Genomic DNA, 23,368 nt, shown 5'->3' with positions numbered 1-23,368 from the left:
GCGCCGAGGGCGGACCCGCTTCCCGTCACGGGAAGAGCGGTCCGCCCTCGGAAAAGGCTGTGCGATATCGCCCGGGCTGATTACTCAGCGACCGGAACGATGTTCACGACCTTGCGGCCACGGCTGGTGCCGAACTGCACCGCACCGGCGGCCAGCGCGAACAGCGTGTCATCGCCGCCGCGGCCGACACCCGTGCCCGGGTGGAAGTGCGTGCCGCGCTGGCGGACCAGGATCTCACCCGCGTTGACGACCTGGCCGCCGAAGCGCTTGACGCCGAGCCGCTGGGCGTTGGAGTCGCGACCGTTCCGAGTGGACGATGCGCCCTTCTTGTGTGCCATCTCTTCTCAGTCCCTTACTTCGCAGCCGAGTCGATGCCGGTGATCTTCAGCGCGGTGTGCAGCTGACGGTGGCCGATCCGCTTCCGGTAGCCGGTCTTGTTCTTGTACTTCAGGATGTCGATCTTGTCACCCTTGTGGTGGTCGACGACCTCGGCGCGAACCTTCACACCGGCCAGGACCCACGGGTCGCTGGTGACGGCATCGCCGTCGACAACGAGCAGAGTGGAAAGCTCGACGGTGTCGCCGACCTTGTTGCTGGCCAGACGGTCGACCTCGATGACATCGCCCACGGCCACCTTCTGCTGGCGGCCGCCGGTGCGCACGATTGCGTACACGCGGTTCTCACTCTCTCGCTAGAAAACGGACCTCTGATGCCAGCCGCCCAACACGGCCCACGAGGGGTCGCGACAACCGAGTGATCATGCGATTCAGCATCGGCCGAACGGCCTCTTCCGGCGAAGCGGAAGGGATGTGCTCAGGGGTTTGGCGTACAGACGCCGAGGGTCAAGGCTACCAGAGCCCGAAGGGCACACTGTCACATGACAGTGTGCCCTCCCGGTCGGCCGGGCGGCCGGGTCAGTCGTCAGTGGCGGCCGAGACCGACTGCGGAGTCTGCTGCTCCGCGGCCGCGGTCTTCTTCGTCGCCGCCTTCTTGGCGGTCGTCTTCTTGGCCGTGGCCTTCTTGGCGGCCGTCTTCTTCGCCGGCGTCTTCTTCTCGGCGGTCTTCTTGGCCGCCGTCTTCTTGGCGGGAGCCTTCTTGGCGGCCTTACGGGCGGTCTTCTTCGCCGGTGCCGCGGCCTCGGCCTCGCCCTCGGCGGACGCGCTCTCGGGCGCCGCCTCCGGCTCGGGCCTCGACTCCGGCTCCGACTCGGCGGAAGACCCGCTCACGACCACCACGGCCGCCTCCTCGGAACCCGTCGGCGAGCCCGCGGGGGCGCTCACCTTACGGGTCGCACGGCGGCGCGTACGCGGCGCGGGAACGCCCTCGAGCGGGGCCTGCTCCTCGGCGGGAGCGGCGGCGGGGGCCTCGGCGGCCGCCTCCGGCTCCGCCTGGACCGCCTCCCGACGCTCGTCGGCCACCACGACCACCACGCCCTCGGGCTCCTTGGCGGCCTTCGGGGCGCCCGCCGGGGCGGACACCTTACGGGTGGCACGGCGGCGCGTACGCCCACGGGTCGCGGCGGCCTCGGCCTCCGCGGCGCTGCTGTACAGCTCCTCGTCGGCCGCGAAGACCGGCTCGGGCAGCGGCTTGGGCTGGGTGGCCTCCGCCGCGATCTCGGCCGCCGCCTCGGTGACGTCCTCGGACTCCGCCTCGGCTTCGGCCTCGGCCTCAGCCGCGGCCCGCTCCTGCTGCTGAGCGGCACCGGCGGCGGACTTCTTCTTCTTGCGCTTGCCGCCACCGCCGCCGGCGGACGACGCCTGGTCCATGTGGACGATCACGCCGCGGCCGTTGCAGTGCACACAGGACTCGGAGAAGGACTCCAGCAGCCCCTGGCCGACCCGCTTACGGGTCATCTGGACCAGGCCGAGCGAGGTGACCTCCGCCACCTGGTGCTTCGTACGGTCCCGGCCCAGGCATTCCAGCAGCCGCCGCAGCACCAGATCGCGGTTGGACTCCAGCACCATGTCGATGAAGTCGATCACGATGATGCCGCCGAGGTCGCGCAGCCGCAGCTGGCGCACGATCTCCTCGGCCGCCTCCAGGTTGTTCCTGGTGACCGTCTCCTCGAGGTTGCCGCCCTGGCCGGTGAACTTGCCGGTGTTGACGTCGATGACGACCATCGCCTCGGTCCGGTCGATCACCAGCGAGCCGCCGCTGGGCAGCCAGACCTTGCGGTCCAGCGCCTTCATCAGCTGCTCGTCGATCCGGTAGGTGGCGAAGACATCGACGTCCGAGTTCCACTTCTGGAGCCGGTCCGCGAGGTCGGGCGCCACGTGCGAGACATAGCCGTGGATGGTCTCCCACGCGTCGTCACCGCTGACGATGACCTTGGAGAAGTCCTCGTTGAAGATGTCGCGGACGACCCGGACGGTCATGTCGGGCTCGCCGTAGAGCAGCGACGGGGCGTTACCGCTCTTCGCCTTCTTCTTGATCTCCTCCCACTGCGCCTGCAGCCGGGCGACATCGCGGGACAGCTCCTCCTCGCTCGCACCCTCGGCGGCGGTGCGGACGATCACGCCCGCGTCCTCGGGGACGATCTTCTTGAGGATCTGCTTCAGCCGGGCCCGCTCGGTGTCGGGCAGCTTGCGGCTGATGCCGGTCATCGAGCCCTCGGGCACGTACACCAGGTAGCGGCCGGGCAGGGAGACCTGGCTGGTCAGCCGGGCGCCCTTGTGGCCGATCGGGTCCTTGGTGACCTGCACCAGCACGGACTGGCCGGACTTCAGGGCGGTCTCGATGCGGCGCGGCCCGTTGGCGAGCCCCAGCGCCTCGAAGTTCACCTCGCCCGCGTACAGCACGGCGTTGCGGCCCTTGCCGATGTCGACGAAGGCGGCCTCCATCGACGGCAGCACGTTCTGGACCTTGCCCAGGTAGACGTTGCCGACGTAGCTGGTGGCCTGCTCCTTGTTGACGAAGTGCTCGACGAGGACGTTGTCCTCCAGCACGCCGATCTGGGTGCGATCGCCGTTCTGCCGGACGACCATGACCCGCTCGACCGCCTCGCGACGGGCCAGGAACTCGGCCTCGGTGATGATCGGCACACGGCGACGGCCCTGCTCACGGCCCTCGCGACGGCGCTGCTTCTTGGCCTCCAGACGCGTCGACCCCTTGATCGACTGCACCTCGTCGGCACCGGACTCGGCTTCCTTGCCGCGCCGCTCCCGGGGCTCGCGGACCTTGACGACCGTGCGCTCCGGGTCGTCACCGGCCGCCTCGGGCTCGGCGGCGTCACCGCTGCGACGGCGGCGGCGACGGCGACGGCGGCTGCTGCTGGAGCCGCCGGGCTCACCGGCCTCGGCGCCCGAGTCGTCCCGGCCGTCGCCCTGCTCGTCGGCGCCCTCGCCCTCGGCGGCCGACTCGTCGTCGTACCGCTCACCGGTCTCGGAAGCGCCCTCGGCCTCGGCGGTCTCGCCACGACGGCGGCGACGGCCACCACGGCGGCGGCGACGGGCCGGACGGTCGCCCGACTCCTCCTCGCCGGACTCGCCCTCGGGCTGACCGGCCTCGGCCTCTGTCTCGCTCTCCTCGGCGGCCTCGGGCTCCTCGGCGGCCTCCGGCTGCTCCTCGGCGGGCGCGGCGCCACGGCGGCGGCGCCGACGGCGGCCGGCGGGCGCCTCGGGCTCTACGGCCTCGGCCGTCGGCTGCTCCTCGTCCTCCTCCTCGGGCTCCTCCAGCGCGGCGGCGGCCGCGGCGGCGGCGCTCTCCGGCGTCTGGAAGACCGGCTCGGTGAAGACGGGCGCCTGGAACACGGCCGTGGGCGGGCGGGCCGCCCGGCGCCGCGAACGGGGCGCGGGCTCCGGCTCGGACGCGGCCTCGGCGGCGGGGGCCTCGGCCTCGGCGGCCTGCGGCTCCTGAGCGCCGCTCGGCTCCTCGGATGTGGTGCTCCGGGTGGCACGGCGGCGGGTGCGGGCGCGCGGCGCCTCGTCCTCGGCCCGCGTACCGGCGGTCTCCTCGGCGCTCTCGCCACGCTGCTCGGCGGCGGGCTCCTCGGCGGCCTCGGCCTCCGCGGGCGCTCCGGCGGGGGCGGTGACCTTACGGGTCGCACGGCGACGGGTACGGGCGGGGGCCGGGGGCACGGTCTCGGCCTCGGCGGCCGCCGGCGACTCCTCGGTCGCCTCCGGCTCCACCGGCTCCTTCGGCGGCACGACCTCCGCGGCCTCCGACTCCGCGGGGGCACCGGCCGGAGCGGTCACCTTACGGGCCGCACGACGGCGCGTACGGGCACGCGGGGCCTCATCGGCCTGGGCATCGGCTGCGACTGCGGCTGGGGCCGTGGCCTCGTCACCACTGCCGCCAGCGGCCGCCGCAGACGACGCGTCCGCGTCGGCGGCCTCCGCCTGCGGCGCACCCTCGGGGGCGGCGGCCTTACGGGTCGCACGGCGGCGGGTACGGGCGGGGGCCGAGGACACGGTCTCGGCCTCGGCGGCCGCAGCCGCCGCGGACTCCTCGGTCTCTTCGGGCTCCTCCGCCGCCTCCGGCTCGCTCGGCTGCACGGCCTCCGACTCCGCGGGGGCACCGGCCGGAGCGGTCACCTTACGGGTGGCACGGCGTCGCGTACGGGCGGGCGGAGCGGCCTCGGCGGCGGCCTCCACCACGGGCTCCGCCACCGGCTCGGCGGCGGCCTCGGTCTCCTCGCCGCCAAGCCCGGCGTCGGCCGGGACCACGGTCTCCGCGGCTTCCGGCGAACCGGCCGGAGCGGTCGCCTTGCGGGCGACCCGGCGCCGCGTACGGGCGGGCGGAGCGGTGGATTCGGTGTCGGACCCGGATACGGATCCACCCGCGGTGGCCATGGCGGCACCGGCGGCGACGGGCTCGGAAGCGGCCTCGGCGGCGGCGAAGGCACCGGTCTGCGCAGCGGCTATGGCCGGTACCGAGGGCGCGGTGACCTCGGCCTCGCTCACCGCACCGGGCGGCGGACCGGCCGGGCGGGAGGCCGCACGGCGGCGGCGCGGCGGCAGCGTGTCGCTGGGCGTGTTGTCGATGGGTTCCCCGGGTACCACGGCACGCGGCGCGGATGACCCCAGGGGCTGGACAGGTCGGGTCGGCTCAATAGGTTCGAGCATGCGGGCGTTTCTCCCGTCACGCTCCCGGGCGCCGCGCCTGATTCCGGCCGGCCACCCGCGCACTGTGCGCGGGTGCCGCCGTCCGGGGCGCGGGCGCCGCACGGGAGCTGTCGTCTCGCTCGCCGGGACCGGATCTGTCGGGACCGGCGAAAGTCTTCTGGTCAGTGCGCCAGCCGGACCCGGGTGGCTCCCAAGTGCATCGGCGGCGCATCGACGGCGGCCCTACGCGGGACCTTCCGGCGCCATCGCGGCGGTCAGCTCGGCGGCCGTGGATGTAGCGGCCTGAGCTGCCTCGCGATCGGGCGCGAGCGGGTCGGTCACCGTGCCGGACTCCTCATCGAGCAGCCCCTGCGCCAGCCTGGTCACCGCTGCGGGGACCGGCGGCGCCAGGTCGGCCGTAGCGCGGAGACCGGACAGGACGTCGTCGGGTCGTACGGCAGGTGTCAGATGCCGTACCACCAGCCGCAGTATCGCACAGCCACCGTCGCCGGGCCTATCGGCCCGAGCCGGAAGCGTCTCCAGCCGGGCCACCGCGGCACGGGCGTCGAAGGTTCGCAACCCGTTTTTCGTCCGGCGTTCCACCTCGACCGTGTCGGCCTCCAGGAAGGCCGCGACGGCCCGATCGGCGTCCGCCGGGGCGACCCGGTCGAGCCGGATCTCCCATACGGACGCCTGCAGCCGGTCGGCGAGCCCCGAGGTGCGGGCCTCCACGGACTCGATCACGTCGAGCCCCTCGGGCAGTGACTCGTCGAGGACCGCCCGCAGCTTCTCGGGGTCACGCGCCTCGGTCAGCTGGATCTCCAGGTACTCCGCCTCGCTGCCGGTGCCGGTGGGTGCGGCATTGGCGTAGGACACCTTCGGATGCGGGGTGAACCCCGCCGAGTACGCCATCGGCACCTCGGCGCGGCGCAGCGCCCGCTCGAAGGCGCGCTGGAAGTCGCGGTGGCTGGTGAACCGGAGGCGGCCGCGCTTGGTGTAACGCAAACGGATGCGCTGCACCGCGGGTGCGGGCGGCGGGCCTTCGGGCTGTCGCTTGCCCAGGGGACTGTCTCCTTGTACTTCCTTGCCGTCGAACCCCAGGGCCACGGGGCCCCGGTGTCTTCCAGCCTACTTTGTGGGCGGCGCGGGCGGCCCGGTGACGGAGGGCCGCCGGACGGCTACGTCACCGCCCGGCCGCTGCATCGCCGCCGTACCGCCATGTCACCGCCGTACGGCTACTCGGCTACTTCACCGACAGCGGCAGCAGTTTCCGTCCGGTGGGGCCGATCTGGATCTCGGTCTGCATCTGCGGGCAGACGCCGCAGTCGAAGCAGGGGGTCCAGCGGCAGTCGTCCACCTCGGTCTCGTCGAGGGAGTCCTGCCAGTCCTCCCACAGCCAGTCCTTGTCGAGGCCCGAGTCGAGGTGGTCCCAGGGCAGGACCTCCTCGTAGGTGCGCTCGCGCGTGGTGTACCAGTCGACGTCGAGGCCGAAGTCGGGCAGGGTCCGCTCGGCGCACTCCATCCACCGGTCGTAGCTGAAGTGCTCGCGCCAGCCGTCGAAGCGGCCGCCGTCCTCGTAGACGGCGCGGATGACCGCGCCCACCCGGCGGTCGCCGCGCGAGAGCAGGCCCTCGACGATGCCGGGCTTGCCGTCGTGGTAGCGGAAGCCGATCGAGCGGCCGTACTTCTTGTCGCCGCGGATCTTCTCGCGCAGCTTCTCCAGCCGGGCGTCGGTCTCCTCGGCGCTCAGCTGCGGGGCCCACTGGAAGGGGGTGTGCGGCTTGGGTACGAAACCGCCGATGGAGACCGTGCAGCGGATGTCGTTCTTGCCGGACACCTCGCGGCCCTTGGCGATGACCTTGGTCGCCATGTCGGCGATCTGCAGCACGTCGTCGTCGGTCTCGGTGGGCAGACCGCACATGAAGTACAGCTTCACCTGCCGCCAGCCGTTGCCGTACGCGGTGGACACCGTACGGATGAGGTCCTCTTCCGAGACCATCTTGTTGATGACCTTACGGATGCGCTCACTGCCGCCCTCGGGGGCGAAGGTGAGGCCCGAGCGGCGCCCGTTGCGGGTCAGCTCGTTGGCGAGGTCGATGTTGAAGGCGTCCACCCGGGTCGACGGGAGGGACAGGCCGATCTTGTCCTCCTCGTACCGGTCGGCGAGGCCCTTGGCGATGTCGCCGATCTCGGTGTGGTCGGCGGAGGACAGCGACAGCAGGCCGACCTCCTCGAAGCCGGTGGACTTCAGCCCCTTGTCGACCATCTCGCCGATCCCGGTGATCGACCGCTCGCGCACCGGGCGGGTGATCATGCCCGCCTGGCAGAAGCGGCAGCCCCGGGTGCAGCCGCGGAAGATCTCCACCGACATCCGCTCATGGACGGTCTCGGCCAGCGGCACCAGCGGCTGCTTGGGGTAGGGCCACTCGTCGAGGTCCATGACGGTGTGCTTGGACACCCGCCACGGCACGCCCGAGCGGTTCGGCACCACACGCGAGATCCGCCCGTCGGCCAGGTACTCCACGTCGTAGAACTTCGGGACGTAGACGCTGCCGGTGCGGGCGAGGCGGAAGAGCAGCTCATCGCGGCCGCCCGGGCGGCCCTCGGCCTTCCAGCCGCGGAGGATCCCGGTCATGTCGAGCACGGCCTGCTCACCGTCGCCGATCACCGCGCAGTCGATGAAGTCGGCGATCGGCTCGGGGTTGAACGCGGCGTGGCCGCCCGCGACCACCACGGGGTGGTCCTCGGTGCGGTCCACGGCGTCCAGGGGGATACCGGCGAGGTCCAGCGTGGTGAGCAGGTTGGTGTAACCCAGCTCGGTGGAGAAGGAGACGCCGAGGAAGTCGAACGCGGAGACCGGGCGGTGCGAATCCACGGTGAACTGCGGCACCTTGTGCTCGCGCATCAGCTCCTCGAGGTCCGGCCACACGCTGTAGGTGCGCTCGGCGAGCACGCCCTCGCGTTCGTTGAGGACCTCGTAGAGGATCATGACGCCCTGGTTGGGGAGCCCGACCTCGTAGGCGTCCGGGTACATGAGCGACCAGCGGACGTCGCAGGAGTCCCAGTCCTTGACGGTGGAATTGAGCTCACCGCCTACGTACTGGATGGGCTTCTGCACATGCGGCAGCAGGGCCTCGAGCTGTGGGAAGACCGACTCGACAGACATCGCGGACTTTCGTGAAGCTGACAGGGGTGACCCTCTAGCGTACCTGCCCCGCCGGGCGCCCTCGCCACGGATCAGGCCTCCAGGTCCGCCCGGTGCTTCTTGTGCGAGATCTCGGCCCACAGCTCCGGCAGCTCACGCTCGCGTGCGGCCGCCCGCGCCTCCTCCCTGCCGTACAGCAGCCCGAAGGCGAAGTCGCTCTCCCCCGCCACGTGGGCCTGGGTGGCCAGCTGTCGCAGCGCCTCGCGGGCCACGACGCTGTCCTGGTGGTCGCCGAGCACGTCCTGCACGGCCCGCATACGGCGGGCGAACCGCTTGGCGGACTTGCCGAGCGCGGGCCGGGCCGTCTCGGCGGCGTAGCGCACCCGCTTGGCGGCCTTACGGGCCTGGTGGATGGCGATGTCGCGGTCCGGCCCCGGGGGCGTCTCCAGCGCGGTGGCCATCCGGCCCGCCAGTCGCTCGTAGTCGCGCAGCACGGCCCTGGCGACCACCGGCGCGGCCGGCTTCGCGGCGGCGCGGCGCAGCGGCGGATCGGCCACCAGGGCGTCGAGGGTGTCCAGGAGCGTCAGGTAGCGCTCGCTGTCCAGCGCGCCCAGGACGGTGGCACGGGCGCCGTCGCGCCGCCCGTGCGACCAGTGGTGCAGCCGTTCGCGCACCGGGCCGCGCCGGAGCTCCTCCGGCAGTTCGGCGAGACGGCCTTGGAGCCGCTCGGTGAGCACCTCTCGGTCGCGTTCCACGCCGAGCTCACCGGCCAGCCACTTCAGCTCGTCGTCGATCGGATCGGTCACCGAACGGTCCAGGACCCTGCGGTAGGAGCGGAACGCGCTGCGCAGCCGGCGGGTGGCGACCCGCATCCGGTGCACCGCGTCCGGCACGTCCCCGCGCACGGCCGGGTCGAGCCGTACCAGGGCGCCGTTCTGACGGCGTATGTAGTCCAGGACGACATCGTCGGCGCCGAGCGGCCGCCGGGGCTCCGACGCGGCCCGTGCGACCTGACGGGCGGTCTTCGCGGGCTTACCGGGCTTGGCGGGTTTGGCGGGCTTGGCGCGCTCGCCGCCCCCGCCTCCGCCACGCTCGGCCGTGACCGCGGCCTTCTCCGTCTCGGCCAGGGCCTTGGCAAGCTTGGAGGGGCTGTCGGCGCGGTGCAGACCGCCGTCGCGCAACCGCACCTCGACCGCGTCGAGCAGCCGCTGATCGTGGCCGCGGCCCTCGGCGAGCTCGACCTCGACCTCGGTCCACCGAGCCGGCTCGCTCTCCTCGGGCGCCAGCCGCCGGGCCGTCACGCGGTCGACGGACACCTCGGCGAGCACCGTGCCGTCGGCGTCCACCAGATCCTTGCGGTCCCGCTCGGTGCGCAGATGGGCGAGCGGGCGCAGCGGATCGTGGCGGACCCGCGAGCGCAGCAGTGCGGCCATCTCGGCGGGCACCTCGTCGCCGAGCGGCGCCCACAGCTCCTCCCGGGTGTCCGGGCCGACGGGCAGCTTCAGATGCCAGCCCTCGTCGTCGCCGCCGGTGCGGTGGCGCAAGGTGATGCCGTCGGCCAGCAGCCGCCGCCCGGGGGTGTCGTAGTAGGTGGCGTCCAGGGTGGCGACTCCCCGGCTCACCACGGTCGCGACCGGCCCCGCTCCGGTCAGTTCGGGCAGACCCGGCAGGTCGGGCCGCCCGGACGGACCGGCTTCCTCGGCGGTGGCCTCGTACTTGCGCTCTATCTCCTGCTTCGTGTCCACCATGTGAGTCACGTACCCAAACTCGGGCTTATCAGCCCCAAGCGGAGACGCGACACCAAGCGGGCCCTATGCGGAGACGGGCCTCTGCACCCGGATGGACTGGAGCAGCCCGATCGCGATCCATACGGCGAACATCGAGGACCCGCCGTAGGAGACGAACGGCAGCGGCAGACCGGCAACCGGCATGATGCCCAGCGTCATCCCGATGTTCTCGAACGCCTGGAAGGCGAACCAGGCGATGATCCCGGCCGCGACGACGGTCCCGTACAGCTCCGTGGTGTCGCGCGCGATCCGGCAGGCGCGCCAGAGCACGACCCCCAGCAGCAGGATGATCAGGCCCGCGCCGAGGAAGCCCAGCTCCTCGCCCGCGACCGTGAAGACGAAGTCGGTCTGCTGCTCGGGGACGAACTGGCCGGTGGTCTGGGTGCCGTGGAAGAGCCCCTTGCCGGTGAGCCCGCCCGAGCCGATCGCGATCCGCGCCTGGTTGGTGTTGTAGCCGACCCCGGCCGGATCGAGCGCGGGGTTGGCGAAGGCGGCGAAGCGGTCGATCTGGTACTGGTCGAGGACGTGCAGCTGCCAGACGAGCAGCGCGCCCACCACGGCTGTGAGGATGAGCCCCGCGATCCAGCGGTTGGACGCGCCGGAGGAGAGCAGCACGGCGAGCACGATCATCGCCATGACCATCACCGAACCGAGGTCCGGCATCAGCAGCACGATCGCGATGGGCAGCCCGGCCAGGCCGAGCGCCTGGACGACGGTGCGGTGGTCGGGGTTGAGCCGATCGCCCGCGTCCACGCGCGCGGCCAGCAGCATCGCCATCCCCAGGATGATCGTGATCTTGGCGAACTCACCCGGCTGCAGGGAGAAGCCGCCGCCGACCACGATCCACGCGTGGGCGCCGTTGATCGTCGAGCCCAGCGGGGTGAGCACGGCGAGGACGAGGATGACGGACAGCCCGTAGAGGACCGGGACCGCGCCGCGCAGGGTGCGATGGCCCAGCCAGATGGTGCCGATGGCGAGCAGCAGCCCAATGCCGGTGTTGAGGGCGTGCCGGACCAGGAAGTAGTACGGATCGCCCTGGTTGAGCTCGGTGCGGTTGCGGGTGGCGGAGTAGACGAGCGCCCCGCCGATCGCGGACAGGGCCAGCGCGGTGAGCAGCAGCACCCAGTCGAGGCGGCGGACGACCGAGTCGCGCGCCATGAGCTTGCTCCAGGCGCCGCGCTCCGGGGTGAAGCGGCGGACGGAGTAACCATGCGTGGACGCGCTCATGAATCAGCTCCCCGCCGCCGCTCCCGCGCGGCCGCCTCGAACTGCTTGCCGAGCGGCTGGGACTCGATGGAGCCGTCCGACGAGATCTTCGGCAGTTCGGCCTGCGGCTGGGGCAGCAGCGCCTTCTTCTTGTCGATGCCGCCCTTGGCGTCGACCCCGTACAGCGCGTTGTAGATCTTGCGCACGGCGGGGCCGGAGGCGCCGGAGCCGGTACCACCCTGGGAGATCGTCATGACGACCGTGTAGTCCTTGGTGTACGTGGCGAACCACGAGGTGGTCTGCTTGCCGTAGACCTCCGCGGTACCGGTCTTGGCATGCATCGGGATCTTGCTCTGCGGCCAGCCCTGGAACCGCCAGGCGGCGGTGCCCCGGGTGGCGACGCCCGCGAGCGCGCTGTCGATCTTGTCGCGGGTCTGGCCCTTCATCGGCAGCTTGCCGTGCGCCTTCGGCTTGATCTCCTGGATGTCCTTGCCGTCGGGGCTGACGATCGCCTTGCCGACGGTCGGGTCGTGGAGCGTGCCGCCGTTGCTGATGGCCGCGTAGATGGTGGCCATCTGGATCGGGGTGACGAGGGTGTCACCCTGGCCGATGGAGTAGTTCACGGAGTCACCGGCGCGCATCTTCATGCCTTCGAGGCAGTTCTCGTAGGCGATCCGCTGGCCGTAGTTCCCGTCCTTCTTGCCGGTCTTGCACCAGGCGTCCTTGTTGGCCTTCCAGTAGTCCTTCTTCCACTGGCGGTCCGGGACCCGGCCGGTGACCTCGTTGGGGAGGTCGATGCCGGTCTCCTTACCGAGGCCGAACTGGTGGGCGGTCCGGTAGAACCAGTCCCCCGGCTTCTTCTTGGGCTTGTTGCCGCCGTCCTTCTTCCACTGCTCGTAGGCGAGGTGGTAGAAGACGGTGTCGCAGGAGACCTCCAGCGCGCGGCCGAGGCTGATCCCGCCGTAGTTCTCGGACTCGAAGTTCTTGAAGACCTGGCTGCCGATGTTGAACGAGCTGGTGCAGGGATACGGCCCGTTGAAGGAGTAGCCGGCGTTGATCGCGGCGGTGGTCGGGACGACCTTGAAGATCGAGCCCGGCGCCGCCTGGCCCTGGATCGCCCGGTTGAGCAGCGGGTAGTTGGACTTCTTGCCGGTGAGCTGCTTGTAGTCCTTGCCGGAGATGCCGCCGACCCAGGCGTTGGGGTCGTACGTCGGGTTGGACGCCATGGCCACCACCCGGCCGGTCTTGGCCTCCATGACCACGACCGCGCCGGAGTCCGCCTTGTAGTTGGTGCCGGTGTTCCGGTCGTGCTGCTTGCGGGCGTCCCGCATCGCCTGGTCCAGCTCCTTCTCCGCGACGGCCTGGACCCGCGAGTCGATGCTGGTGACGACGTTGTCGCCGGGGCGGGCCCGCTGGCTCTCCCGCTGGCCGATGACCCGGCCGAGGTTGTCGACCTCGTAGCGGGTCACTCCCGCCTTGCCGCGCAGCTCGCTGTCGTACTGGCGCTCGAGGCCGTTACTGCCGACCTGGTCGGAGCGGAGCAGGGGCGACTTGGTGTGCTCGGCCTCCTTCACCTGCTCATCGGTGACCGGGGAGAGATAGCCGAGCACCTGGGCGGCGTTGGAGCCGGCCGGCGCGGCGTAGCGGCGCACGGCGGTGGGCTCGGCGCTGATGCCGGGGAACTCCTCTTCGCGCTCGCGGATCTGGAGCGCCTGCTTGGCGCTGGCCTCGTCGGTGATCGGGATGGGCTGGTACGGGGAGCCGTTCCAGCAGGGCTGCGGGGTCTTGGCGTCGCACAGCCGGACCTTGTCCATGACGTCCTTGGACTTCATGCCCAGGACATCGGCGAGGCGGGTGAGGACGGCCTTGCCGTCGTCCGGCATCTTCATCAGCTCGGTGCGGCTGGCCGAGACCACCAGACGGGTCTCGTTGTCGGCCAGCGGCACCCCGCGGGCGTCCAGTATGGAACCGCGCACGGCGGGGTGGACGACCTGCTGGACGTGGTTGTTGGCGGCTTCGGCGGTGTACTCGTCGCCGTTGCGGATCTGGAGGTACCACAGGCGTCCGCCGAGGGTCAGCAGCAGCGAGAAGACCAGGATCTGGAGGCCGACGAGCCGGATGGTGACCCGGGAGGTCCGTCCGGTCTCAGGAATATTGCTCATGGCGCTCCCATGAGGGCGGCGGCGGGAGACGGGCGGGCGGCGGGAGACAGGAGGGAGGCGGGCGACGGGAGGGCGTTGCTCACAGGCGCTTGACCCCCTTGATGCGTGCCGTCCTGTTCTTCCCGGTACGGGCCAGCAGCCCGCCGCGCTGGCTGCCGATCCGGGGCGTCCGGCCCGGGCGCCTGAGCCGGCTCATCCGGCCGATCCGGCCGGTGCTGACACCGCCCGCCGTGCTGATCCAGCGGGACGGGCTCTCGCCGCCGCCCGCGCTGTCGGCCATCGGATCGTTCTCACTCCGTCTGGCGAGCCCCATGATCAGCGGCACCGTGAAGGGTGCCAGCAGCAGGTCGTAGAGGGCCGCGGTGAACAGCAGCTTGCCCAGGCCCACCTGACGGGCCGCGTCGTCGCCGACGAGGATGCCGACCCCGGCGTACAGCAGCGTGGCGCCGATGGCCGCCGCCACGACCACCAGCATCGGCCCGGTGGCCGACCTCAGCTGGCCCGTCTCCGGCTTGGCGAGCCCGGCCAGATAGCCGATGACGCAGAGCACCAGGGCGTAGCGGCCCGCGGCGTGGTCGGCCGGCGGGGCGAAGTCGGCGAGCAGCCCCGCGCCGAAGCCGATGAGCGCGCCGCCGGTGTGGCCGTAGACGAGCGCGAGACCGAGCACGACGAGCAGCAGCAGGTCCGGAACGGCGCCGGGCAGTTGGAGGCGGGCCAGTACGCAGATCTGGACGACGAGGGCGAAGACCACCAGGCAGGTCGACAGGACGATCCGGTTGAGGTGCAGCATCGGTCAGCTCCTGTTGGCGGCCGGGCTGGTGGCGGTGGCGGAGGGGTTGGCCGTGACGGTGACCGTGGGCGTCGGCTTGGGCTTCGCGGGCTTTGGCGGGAGCACGCTGTCCCGCGGGTTGGCCCGCGGCGGCTGGACGACGACCCCGACGATGTCCAGCTTGCTGAACCGGACGTACGGGCGCACCCGGAGCGTGCGGGTCAGATCGCCCCCGGTGGGATCGACGCCGACGACCTTGCCGACCGGGACGCCGGGGACGAACGGCTTGTCCGCCTGAGAGCCGAAGGTGACCATCCGGTCGCCCTTCTTGATCCGGGCCTTGCCGTTGAGGAGCTGCACATGGAGCGAGCGGTCGCCGCGCCCGGTGGCGAAACCGAGCTCGCCCGATCCCTCCATACGGGTGCCGACGGTGAAGTCCGGGTCGATCGCGAGCAGCACGGTGGCCGTCGAGGAGCCGACGGTGGTGACCCGGCCGACCAGCCCGTCGCCGTTGATGACGGTCATGTCGCGGCGGATGCCGTCGCTGCTGCCCATGTCGATGGTGACGGTCCAGGAGAAGCCCTGGGCGGCGCCGATGCCGATGACCTGGGCGCCCTTGATGCCGTACTGACCGGCGCCGGCGGTCTTGAGCAGCTTGTCGAGCTCGGCGGAGCGGGCACGGTCGCGGGCGTTGTTGCCGAGCCGCTGCTTGAGCTTGGTGTTCTCCTCCTCCAGCCGGCGGACCCGGTCGTGCCGGTCACCGGATTCCCGTACGGCCGCGACCGCGTTGCCGACCGGGTCCACGGCGGAGGCGACGCCGTCCTCCACGGGCCCGAAGACGGAAGCGGCGGCGTGCCGGGCGCCGTCGAGGGGTGAGTCCTCGCCGCCGCGGATATCCACCGTGATCAGCGCGAACGCGATGGCGACCAGCAGCACCAGGAGCAGCCGGCTCTCTCGTGTGTCCCTCACGTGCGGCGACGTGCCTTCCTCGTCGAAGTCGGACCGGTGCCGGGGATGTGCTGACCGGCCGGTCCTGGGGAGCCTTATGCCTGTATATCAGCGTTCCGCCGCACGGGCAGCCAACCACCCGTACGGCCGGTCCGCCGGGTTGTCATCTGCGGGGCTGGGCGTCCAGCACCTGCTGGAGCGCCTCGAACTCCTCCACGCACTTGCCGGACCCGAGTGCGACGGAGTCCAGCGGGTCCTCGGCGATGTGGATCGGCATCCCGGTCTCGCGGCGCAGCCGCTCGTCCAGGCCGCGCAGCAGCGCACCGCCGCCGGTGAGCACGATGCCGCGGTCCATGACGTCGCCGGAGAGCTCCGGGGGGCACTTGTCGAGGGTGGTCTTGACCGCGTCGACGATCGAGTTGACCGGCTCCTCCATGGCCTTGCGGACCTCGGCGGCGGAGATCACCACGGTCTTGGGGAGGCCGCTGACGAGGTCACGGCCGCGGATCTCGGTGTGCTCCTCCTCGTCGCCCTCGTACGCCGAGCCGATGGTGATCTTGATGTTCTCGGCGGTGCGCTCGCCGAGCAGCAGGCTGTACTCCTTCTTGATGTGCTGGATGATCGCGTTGTCCAGCTCATCGCCCGCCACCCGGATGGACTGCGCGGTGACGATGCCGCCCAACGAGATGACGGCGACCTCGGTGGTTCCGCCGCCGATGTCCACGACCATGTTGCCGGTGGCCTCATGGACCGGAAGGCCGGAGCCGATGGCCGCGGCCATGGGTTCCTCGATGATGTGCACCTGACGGGCGCCCGCCTGGGTGGACGCCTCGATGACGGCACGGCGCTCAACCCCGGTGATACCGGACGGCACACAGACGACCACTCGGGGCCGGGCGAGATACCGTCGCTTATGGATCTTGAGGATGAAGTACCGCAACATCCGCTCGGTGATCTCGAAGTCGGCGATAACGCCGTCCTTGAGCGGACGCACAGCGACGATGTTGCCAGGGGTGCGGCCGATCATCTTCTTCGCCTCGGCGCCCACGGCGAGAATTCCGCCGGTGTTTGTGTTGATGGCGACGACGGATGGCTCGTTGAGGACGATCCCGCGGCCCCTGACGTACACCAGCGTGTTGGCGGTCCCGAGGTCGACAGCCATGTCACGGCCGATGAACGACATGTTGTTCCCCATGAGGATACGTCAGGCCTTCCCTGCTGGAGCGATTGCTTGCTTGAGGTCGGCAGGATGGGTGTGCGCTGCGACGCGCAGAGACTTCATCGTAGTCACGCCCGCTCGAACACGCTGCGGGGGTCCTCCGCCATTGTCAGCAGAACACGACCCCGCCTCCTCTAATGGTGACGTCGTGTCGCGAAGATGCGTTCCCCCGATCGGCTCGCATATGCCGAAGGGCGGCCGGGTAATTCGGCCGCCCCCAGGTCAGCAGGGGTGTGGCAAGCTGATGATCAAACTGATGGCCGATCAGTGACGATCGGATCGGGATCAGGCGAGCCCAGGAAAGAAAATCTTGATTTCCCGTTCGGCGGACTCCGCCGAGTCGGAGGCATGGATCAGATTTTCCCGAACGATGGTGCCGAAATCGCCACGGATGGAGCCCGGCGCCGCGGCGATCGGGTCGGTCGGCCCGGCCAGCGCCCGGACGCCCTCGATCACCCGCTCGCCCTCGACCACCAGCGCAACGGCCGGACCGGAGGCCATGAACTCCACCAGCGGCTCGTAGAACGGCTTGCCGACATGCTCGGCGTAGTGCTGCTCCAGGACCTCACGCTCCAGCTGACGCAGTTCGAGGGCGCTGATCGTCCAGCCCGCCTTCTTCTCGATCCGCCCCAGAATCTCGCCCACCAGTCCGCGTCGGACGGCGTCGGGCTTGAGCAGGACGAGCGTGCGCTGGCTCACGGTGCGGGCTCCTTTGGGAAAAGACATGCGGCGGGGCTGTGAGGCAGAGGCTACATGGGGGAACGACGCCCACGTCACGCAGCGTCAGGTGAGGCGGCCGAGGACGCGGCGAACCGCGCCTTGGCCTCGTCGACCTTGCGGCCGAAGTGGACCGAGGCCCACCACAGCGCGGCGAAGACCGCCCCGAGGAAGAACATGGTGGGCACCACGAAACCGCTCAGCACCAGCCCGATCTGCAGGGCCCAGCCGATCTGCACCGCACCCGGACGGCTCAGCAGCCCGCACAGCAGCACACACAGCCCCATGGCGATTCCGCTGACCGTCCAGACGGTGCCCGTGGAAAGCCCGGACGTCTTCATCGCGACCAGCCCGGCGAAGCCGATCACGAAGAACTCACCGATGAGGGTGGAAGCGCACAGCGTTCGCATATCAGCCCTTTCCCAGGAGGAGCCGGGCCTCGCCGACCGTGATCACCGACCCGGTCACCAGAACGCCCGCTCCGGCGTATTCGCCCTCTTCCTCCGCCAGGGTGATGGCGGCCTCCAGAGCGTCGTCCAGCCGCGGCTCGACCTGCACCCGGTCGGAGCCGAAGACCTCGACGGCGATCGCGGCCAGCTCGTCCGGGTCCATGGCGCGGTGGCTGGAATTGCCGGTCACCACGACCTCGGCGAAGATCGGCTCGAAGGCTTCCAGCAGACCGCGCACGTCCTTGCCGTCACTCGCGCCGACCACGCCGATCAGCCGGCTGAAGTCGAAGGACTCGGTGACCGCCGCGGCGGCGGCACGGGCGCCCGCGGGGTTGTGCGCGGCGTCCAGCACCACGGTGGGGCTGCGGCGCACGACCTCCATCCGGCCGGGCGAGGTCACGGAGGCGAAGGCGGAGCGGATGGTGTCGATGTCGAGCGGACGGGCGTGCTGGGAGCCGACGCCGAAGAACGCCTCCACGGCCGCCAGCGCCATCGCCGCGTTGTGCGCCTGGTGGGCGCCGTGCAGCGGGAGGAAGACATCGGTGTACTCCCCGCCGAGGCCGCGCAGGGTCAGCAGCTGGCCGCCGACCGCCACCTCCCGGGACAGCACGCCGAACTCCATGCCCTCACGGGCGACCGTGGCATCCACCTCGACCGCGCGCTTGAGCACCACGGAGGCGGCCTCCACCGGCTGCTGCGCGAGCACCACGGTCGCGTCCTGCTTCACTATGCCGGCCTTCTCGACGGCGATCTGCTCCGGAGTGGTGCCGAGCCGGTCGGTGTGGTCCAGCGAGATCGGCATGATCACCGCGACGCCCGCGTCGATCACGTTGGTGGCGTCCCAGGAGCCGCCCATGCCGACCTCGACCACCGCGATGTCCACCGGCGCGTCCGCGAAGGCCGCGTACGCCATGCCGGTGAGCACCTCGAAGAAGGACAGCCGGTGCTCCTGCTGGGCGTCGACCATCTCGATGTACGGCCGGATGTCCTGGTACGTCTCGATGAACCGCTCGGCGGAGATCGGCGCCCCGTCCAGACTGATCCGCTCGGTGATCGACTGGACATGGGGGCTGGTGTACCGGCCGGTGCGCAGCTCGAAGGCGCCCAGCAGCGACTCGATCATGCGGGCGGTGCTCGTCTTGCCGTTCGTACCGGTGATGTGGATCGACGGATAGGCCCGCTGCGGCGAGCCGAGGATGTCCATCAGCGACTCGATCCGCACCAGCGACGGGTCCAGCTTGGTCTCCGGCCAGCGCCTGGCCAGCTCGCCCTCCACCTCCCGCAGGGCGCGGTCCACCTCGGGGTCGGACGGGCGGGCCGGGATGCCGTCTCCCTGCGGCGGCCCGGACTGCGCACGCAGCGTCCGGCTGCCGGCCTCGATCACCGCCAGATCGGGGTCGCGGTCGGTCTCGGCTCCGACGATCTCTTCGAACTCGTCGGACTCGTTCTGGGGGCGCTCCTCGCTCACGCCGACCAGTCTACGAGGGAGGGGTGACAACCCGGCCCAGCGCCATCCCCACCCAGGTCACGAGCCGGTATCGGCCAGTGCCGCGTTCATCATCGACTTGGCGATCGGCCCCGCCAGACCGCCGCCGGAGATGTCGGCACGGGCCGCGTCGCTGTCCTCGACCACCACCGCGACCGCGACCTTGTGGCCGCCGCCGGCGTCCGCGTAACTGATGAACCACGCGTACGGATTGGCGCTGTTGTTCTCACCGTGCTGGGCGGTGCCGGTCTTGCCGCCCACCGTCACCCCGGAAATCTTCGCGTTGGTCCCGGTGCCCTGGTCCACGACCGTCCGCATCGCGGACTGCAGCTCGGACGCGGTGTGCCGGGACATCGCCTGGCTGTAGGTCTTGGCCGAGGTCCGGTCCAGGGCGGACGCGCTGCCGTCCGTGGTGCGGTCGACCTCGTACGGGGTCATCAGCTTGCCGTCGTTCGCGATGGCCGACGAGACCATCGCCATCTGCAGCGGAGTGGCCGTCACATCGAACTGTCCCATACCGGTCAGGGCCGTCTGCGAGTCGTTCATGCCGCTCGGGTAGGTGCTCTTCGCGGCGCGCACCGGGATGTCCAGCTCGGCATCGTCGAAGCCCAGCTTCTTGGCCTCCGCCGCCACCTTGGACTGGCCGAGGTCCACGGCCATCTTCGCGAAGACCGTGTTGCACGAGTACTGCAGGGCGGTGCGTATGTTCGCGTTCTCACAGGGCGCCGACCTGTTCTCGTTGTGCATATCGGTGACCGTGCCCGGCAGCCGGTACGGATCCGGGCTCTTGGTCGGCTCGTCCACCGACGAGTACAGCCCGTTCTCCAGCGCCGCGGCGGCGACCAGGACCTTGAAGGTGGAGCCCGGCGGGTACGTCTGGCGCAGCGCGCGGTTCAGCATCGGCTGCTTGTCGTCCTTCTGGAGCGCGGTCCACGCCTTCTGGTCCGCCGTGGAGGAGCCCGCGAAGGTGCCGGGGTCGTACGAGGGGGTGCTGGCCATGCCCAGGACGGCGCCGGTGGTGGGGTCGAGCGCCACGGCCGCGCCGGTCTTGTTCCCCAGCCCCTCGTAGGCGGCCTTCTGCACGGCCGGGTTGATCGTGGTGATCACGTCGCCCGGCTTGGACCGCTCCCGCGTCACCGCCTCGAGCGGGTTCTTCAGCCGGCTGTCGGAGCCGTCGAGCACCTGCCGCTCCAGGGCCTCCACCTGAGTGCTGCCGTAGGACTGGGAGGCGTAGCCGGTGATCGGCGCCCAGAGCTTCCCGTCCGTGTAGGTGCGCTTGTACTTCAGGTCGCCCTTGGTGGCGGCCGAGCCGGTGACCGGCTTGCCGCCGGCGATGATGTCGCCCAGCGGCCCGGCGTACTCGGAGATGGCCACCCGGGCGTTGCGCGGGTCCTCCCGGAGACTGTCGCCTCTCGCCAACTGCACATAGGTGACCCAGGCGAGCAGGGCCAGCACGAGCAGCAGCGAGAACACCGATGCCCTTCTCAGCGGCTTGTTCATGGAGGGGGAGCTCCTTCCGGGACGTACGGCCGGATAACTCCCTGAAGGCAGTGTTTGGTTCCCGGTGGGGCTTTGCTATGTGGTGCCTGTGAGGCGTCTGTGGGGCTTCTCCAAGGGCCCGTGCGGCTTCTCCGGGGTGTCTGTGGCACATCGCACACGCCTCACGCGCAAGCGCCCCCGGCGGGGGCGCTGTGGTGTGATCGGTACTCCCCGGTGGTCAGCCCTTGGGGAGGGCCGCCAACTGGGCGGTGATCCGGGCGATATCCGCCTCGGCGGTCGTCTGCCGGGTGCGGATCTTCTCCACGACATGGTCGGGGGCCTTGGCCAGGAAGCCCTCGTTGGACAGCTTCGCGGTCGTCTGCGCCTTGTCCTTCTCGGCCGCGGCGAGGTCCTTGGCCAGCCGCTTGCGCTCGGCCTCGACGTCGATCGCGCCGGACAGGTCCAGCGCCACGGTCGCGCCCGCGACCGGCAGCGACGCGGTGGCCGTGAAGTCCTCACCGGCCGGCTGGAGGCGCAGCAGGGAGCGCATCGCGTCCTCGTGGGCGGCCAGCGAGGTGCCGGAGAGCTCCAGCCGGGCCGGGACCCGCTGACCGGGCTGGAGGCCCTGGTCGGCGCGGAACCGGCGAACCTCGGTGACCACCTGCTGGAGGTTCTCGATCTCCCGCTCGGCCGTCTCGTCCCGGAAGCCGCTGTCGCCCGGCCAGTCCGCGATGACCACGGACTCCTGGCCGGTCAGCGAGGTCCACAGCTTCTCGGTGACGAACGGGACCACCGGGTGCAGCAGCCGCAGCGTGACGTCCAGGACCTCGCCGAGGACGCGCCGCGCGGCGTCGGCCTCCGCGCCGCCCTTGGCGAAGGTGGTCTTGGACAGCTCGACGTACCAGTCGAAGACCTCGTCCCACGCGAAGTGGTAGAGGACGTCGGAGAGCTTGGCGAACTGGTAGTCCTCGTAGTACGCGTCGACCTCGGCGACCACCGCGTTCAGCCGGGACAGGATCCAGCGGTCGGTGGCCGACAGCCGCTCGGGGGCGGGCAGTTCACCCTCGACCGTGGCGCCGTTCATCAGCGCGAAGCGGGTCGCGTTCCAGATCTTGTTGGCGAAGTTGCGGGACGCCTGGACCCAGTCCTCGCCGATCGGGACGTCCACACCGGGGTTGGCGCCCCGGGCCAGGGTGAAGCGGACCGCGTCCGATCCATAGGTGTCCATCCAGTCCAGCGGATTGACCGCGTTTCCAAAGGACTTGGACATCTTCTTACCGAACTGGTCACGGACCATGCCGTGCAGCGCGATGGTGTGGAACGGCGGGGTGCCGTCCATCGCGTACAAGCCGAACATCATCATCCGGGCGACCCAGAAGAAGAGGATGTCGTAGCCGGTGACCAGGACCGAGTTCGGATAGAACTTCGCCATGCTCTCGGTCCGCTCGGGCCAGCCGAGCGTGGAGAACGGCCACAGGCCGGAGGAGAACCAGGTGTCCAGGACGTCGCTGTCCTGGTGCCAGCCCTCGCCGCTCGGCGGCTGCTCGTCCGGTCCGACGCAGACGACCTCGCCGTTCGGCCCGTACCAGACCGGGATCCGGTGGCCCCACCACAGCTGGCGCGAGATGCACCAGTCGTGGAGGTTGTCGACCCAGTCGAAGTAGCGCTTCGACATGTCCTCCGGGTGGATCTTCACCCGCCCGTCGCGGACCGCGTCGCCCGCGGCCTTGGCCAGCGGGCCGACCTTGACCCACCACTGCATGGACAGCCGCGGCTCGATGGTGGTCTTGCAGCGCGAGCAGTGGCCCACGGAGTGGGTGTACGGGCGCTTCTCGGCCACGATCCGGCCCTCGGCGCGCAGGGCGCCGACGACGGCGCTGCGCGCCTCCAGCCGGTCCAGGCCCTGGAAGGGGCCATGGGCGGTGATGACCGCGTGCTCGTCCATGACGGTCAGGTTCGGCAGGCCGTGCCGCTGCCCGATCTCGAAGTCGTTCGGGTCGTGGGCCGGGGTGACCTTGACCGCGCCGGTGCCGAACTCGGGGTCGACGTGCTCGTCCGCGACGATCGGGATCCGGCGGCCGGTGAGCGGCAGTTCGATCTCGGTGCCGACCATATGGCGGTAGCGCTCGTCGTCGGGGTGGACGGCGACCGCGGTGTCGCCCAGCATCGTCTCGGCACGGGTCGTCGCGACGACAATCGCGGTGTCGCCCTCGCCGTACCGGATCGAGACGAGCTCGCCGTCATCGTCGTCGTACTCCACCTCGATGTCCGAGATGGCCGTAAGACAGCGCGGGCACCAGTTGATGATGCGCTCGGCGCGGTAGATCAGCTCGTCCTCGTAGAGCCGCTTGAAGATCGTCTGGACGGCCTTGGAGAGCCCCTCGTCCATGGTGAAGCGCTCGCGGTTCCAGGCCACGCCGTCCCCCAGGCGCCGCATCTGGCCGGAGATCTGCCCGCCGGACTCGCTCTTCCACTGCCAGACGCGCTCGACGAACGCCTCGCGGCCCAGGTCGTGGCGGGAGACGCGCTCCTTGGCCAGTTCGCGCTCGACCACGTTCTGCGTGGCGATACCGGCGTGATCCATCCCCGGCTGCCAGAGCGTCTCAAAGCCCTGCATTCGCTTGCGCCGGGTGAGCGCATCGATGATCGTGTGCTCGAAGGCATGGCCGAGGTGGAGCGAACCGGTCACATTGGGGGGCGGGATGACGATGGTGTAGGGCTCTTTGCCGCTCTTCGCGTCCGCCTCGAAGTAACCGCGCTCTACCCAGCGCTCGTACAGCGGCCCCTCTACATCGGCCGGCGCGTACTGGGTCGGCAGTTCGGGGTGGCTGTTCGGCCCGCTCGCGGGGCGCTGCGAAGAGTTCTCGGTCACGTCCGCAGTCTAAAGGGCCGCGGCCTTCCGTTACGAACCCGTTGTGGCCCCGGCGCCAAGGCTCCCGAGGGCGTCGGGAAGGATGTT

The 23,368-nt window shown here is 70.7% G+C and carries 16 protein-coding genes; all 16 read right to left on the bottom strand.

The genetic code is table 11. The features are described 5' to 3' along the window. Positions 1-80: 80 nt before the first annotated feature. Entirely contained in the window at positions 81-338 is a 258-nt protein-coding gene (gene rpmA, locus LIV37_RS32610) for a 50S ribosomal protein L27 (protein WP_020871349.1), read from the bottom strand. A gap of 14 nt (positions 339-352) precedes the next feature. Then, on the bottom strand, positions 353-673 hold the full coding sequence (gene rplU / locus LIV37_RS32605; protein WP_020871348.1) for a 50S ribosomal protein L21: 321 nt from the start codon (positions 671-673) through the stop codon (positions 353-355). 241 nt (positions 674-914) lie between these two features. Then, positions 915-5,063 (bottom strand): Rne/Rng family ribonuclease, encoded by a 4,149-nt coding sequence (locus LIV37_RS32600; RefSeq protein ID WP_121824242.1) that lies wholly within the window; start codon positions 5,061-5,063, stop codon positions 915-917. A gap of 222 nt (positions 5,064-5,285) precedes the next feature. Next, complete coding sequence (locus LIV37_RS32595; protein ID WP_121825138.1) at positions 5,286-6,062, bottom strand: TIGR03936 family radical SAM-associated protein; 777 nt, start codon at positions 6,060-6,062, stop codon at positions 5,286-5,288. Between the two features lie 223 nt (positions 6,063-6,285). Next, a complete protein-coding gene (locus tag LIV37_RS32590; protein WP_020871346.1) occupies positions 6,286-8,208 on the bottom strand; it encodes a TIGR03960 family B12-binding radical SAM protein in 1,923 nt (640 codons plus the stop codon). A gap of 71 nt (positions 8,209-8,279) precedes the next feature. Continuing rightward, positions 8,280-9,935, bottom strand: a complete 1,656-nt coding sequence (locus LIV37_RS32585; RefSeq protein WP_020871345.1) for a CYTH and CHAD domain-containing protein — start codon at positions 9,933-9,935, stop codon at positions 8,280-8,282. A gap of 63 nt (positions 9,936-9,998) precedes the next feature. After that, positions 9,999-11,201, bottom strand: a complete 1,203-nt coding sequence (gene rodA, locus LIV37_RS32580) for a rod shape-determining protein RodA (protein ID WP_020871344.1) — start codon at positions 11,199-11,201, stop codon at positions 9,999-10,001. Then, on the bottom strand, positions 11,198-13,342 hold the full coding sequence (mrdA, locus tag LIV37_RS32575; RefSeq protein WP_020871343.1) for a penicillin-binding protein 2: 2,145 nt from the start codon (positions 13,340-13,342) through the stop codon (positions 11,198-11,200). Before mrdA ends, rodA begins: the two co-directional genes overlap by 4 nt. Before the next feature lie 79 nt (positions 13,343-13,421). Next, complete coding sequence (gene mreD / locus LIV37_RS32570) at positions 13,422-14,129, bottom strand: rod shape-determining protein MreD (RefSeq protein ID WP_121825139.1); 708 nt, start codon at positions 14,127-14,129, stop codon at positions 13,422-13,424. Between the two features lie 6 nt (positions 14,130-14,135). Next, a complete protein-coding gene (mreC, locus tag LIV37_RS32565; protein WP_020871341.1) occupies positions 14,136-15,080 on the bottom strand; it encodes a rod shape-determining protein MreC in 945 nt (314 codons plus the stop codon). Positions 15,081-15,222: 142 nt separating this feature from the next. Then, positions 15,223-16,242, bottom strand: coding sequence for a rod shape-determining protein (locus tag LIV37_RS32560; protein ID WP_037946248.1), 1,020 nt, complete (start codon positions 16,240-16,242; stop codon positions 15,223-15,225). Positions 16,243-16,563: 321 nt separating this feature from the next. Continuing rightward, entirely contained in the window at positions 16,564-16,977 is a 414-nt protein-coding gene (ndk, locus tag LIV37_RS32555) for a nucleoside-diphosphate kinase (protein WP_020871339.1), read from the bottom strand. Between the two features lie 74 nt (positions 16,978-17,051). Beyond that, the gene (locus LIV37_RS32550; protein ID WP_020871338.1) at positions 17,052-17,405 is read right to left on the bottom strand and encodes a DUF4233 domain-containing protein; all 354 of its coding nucleotides are present in this window, start codon (positions 17,403-17,405) and stop codon (positions 17,052-17,054) included. 1 nt (position 17,406) lies between these two features. Further along, on the bottom strand, positions 17,407-18,912 hold the full coding sequence (folC, locus tag LIV37_RS32545) for a bifunctional tetrahydrofolate synthase/dihydrofolate synthase (RefSeq protein ID WP_020871337.1): 1,506 nt from the start codon (positions 18,910-18,912) through the stop codon (positions 17,407-17,409). Positions 18,913-18,969: 57 nt separating this feature from the next. Next, a complete protein-coding gene (locus LIV37_RS32540; protein ID WP_020871336.1) occupies positions 18,970-20,430 on the bottom strand; it encodes a peptidoglycan D,D-transpeptidase FtsI family protein in 1,461 nt (486 codons plus the stop codon). Positions 20,431-20,647: 217 nt separating this feature from the next. After that, positions 20,648-23,281 (bottom strand): valine--tRNA ligase, encoded by a 2,634-nt coding sequence (locus LIV37_RS32535; RefSeq protein WP_020871335.1) that lies wholly within the window; start codon positions 23,279-23,281, stop codon positions 20,648-20,650. Positions 23,282-23,368: the final 87 nt, after the last annotated feature.

This window comes from Streptomyces rapamycinicus NRRL 5491, assembly GCF_024298965.1.
Classification (GTDB): domain Bacteria; phylum Actinomycetota; class Actinomycetes; order Streptomycetales; family Streptomycetaceae; genus Streptomyces; species Streptomyces rapamycinicus.
The sequence above is the reverse complement of the archived record's forward strand: the minus strand, read 5'-3'. Positions and strand labels throughout refer to the sequence as shown.

Excerpts from the sequence above, each read along its gene's own strand:
- rpmA (WP_020871349.1), bottom strand. The coding sequence starts at position 338 with ATGGCACACAAGAAGGGCGCATCGTCCACTCGGAACGGTCGCGACTCC.
- LIV37_RS32600 (WP_121824242.1), bottom strand. The coding sequence starts at position 5,063 with ATGCTCGAACCTATTGAGCCGACCCGACCTGTCCAGCCCCTGGGGTCA.
- LIV37_RS32590 (WP_020871346.1), bottom strand. The coding sequence starts at position 8,208 with ATGTCTGTCGAGTCGGTCTTCCCACAGCTCGAGGCCCTGCTGCCGCAT.
- LIV37_RS32585 (WP_020871345.1), bottom strand. The coding sequence starts at position 9,935 with ATGGTGGACACGAAGCAGGAGATAGAGCGCAAGTACGAGGCCACCGCC.
- rodA (WP_020871344.1), bottom strand. The coding sequence starts at position 11,201 with ATGAGCGCGTCCACGCATGGTTACTCCGTCCGCCGCTTCACCCCGGAG.
- mrdA (WP_020871343.1), bottom strand. The coding sequence starts at position 13,342 with ATGAGCAATATTCCTGAGACCGGACGGACCTCCCGGGTCACCATCCGG.
- LIV37_RS32560 (WP_037946248.1), bottom strand. The coding sequence starts at position 16,242 with ATGTCGTTCATCGGCCGTGACATGGCTGTCGACCTCGGGACCGCCAAC.
- LIV37_RS32550 (WP_020871338.1), bottom strand. The coding sequence starts at position 17,405 with ATGCGAACGCTGTGCGCTTCCACCCTCATCGGTGAGTTCTTCGTGATC.
- LIV37_RS32540 (WP_020871336.1), bottom strand. The coding sequence starts at position 20,430 with ATGAACAAGCCGCTGAGAAGGGCATCGGTGTTCTCGCTGCTGCTCGTG.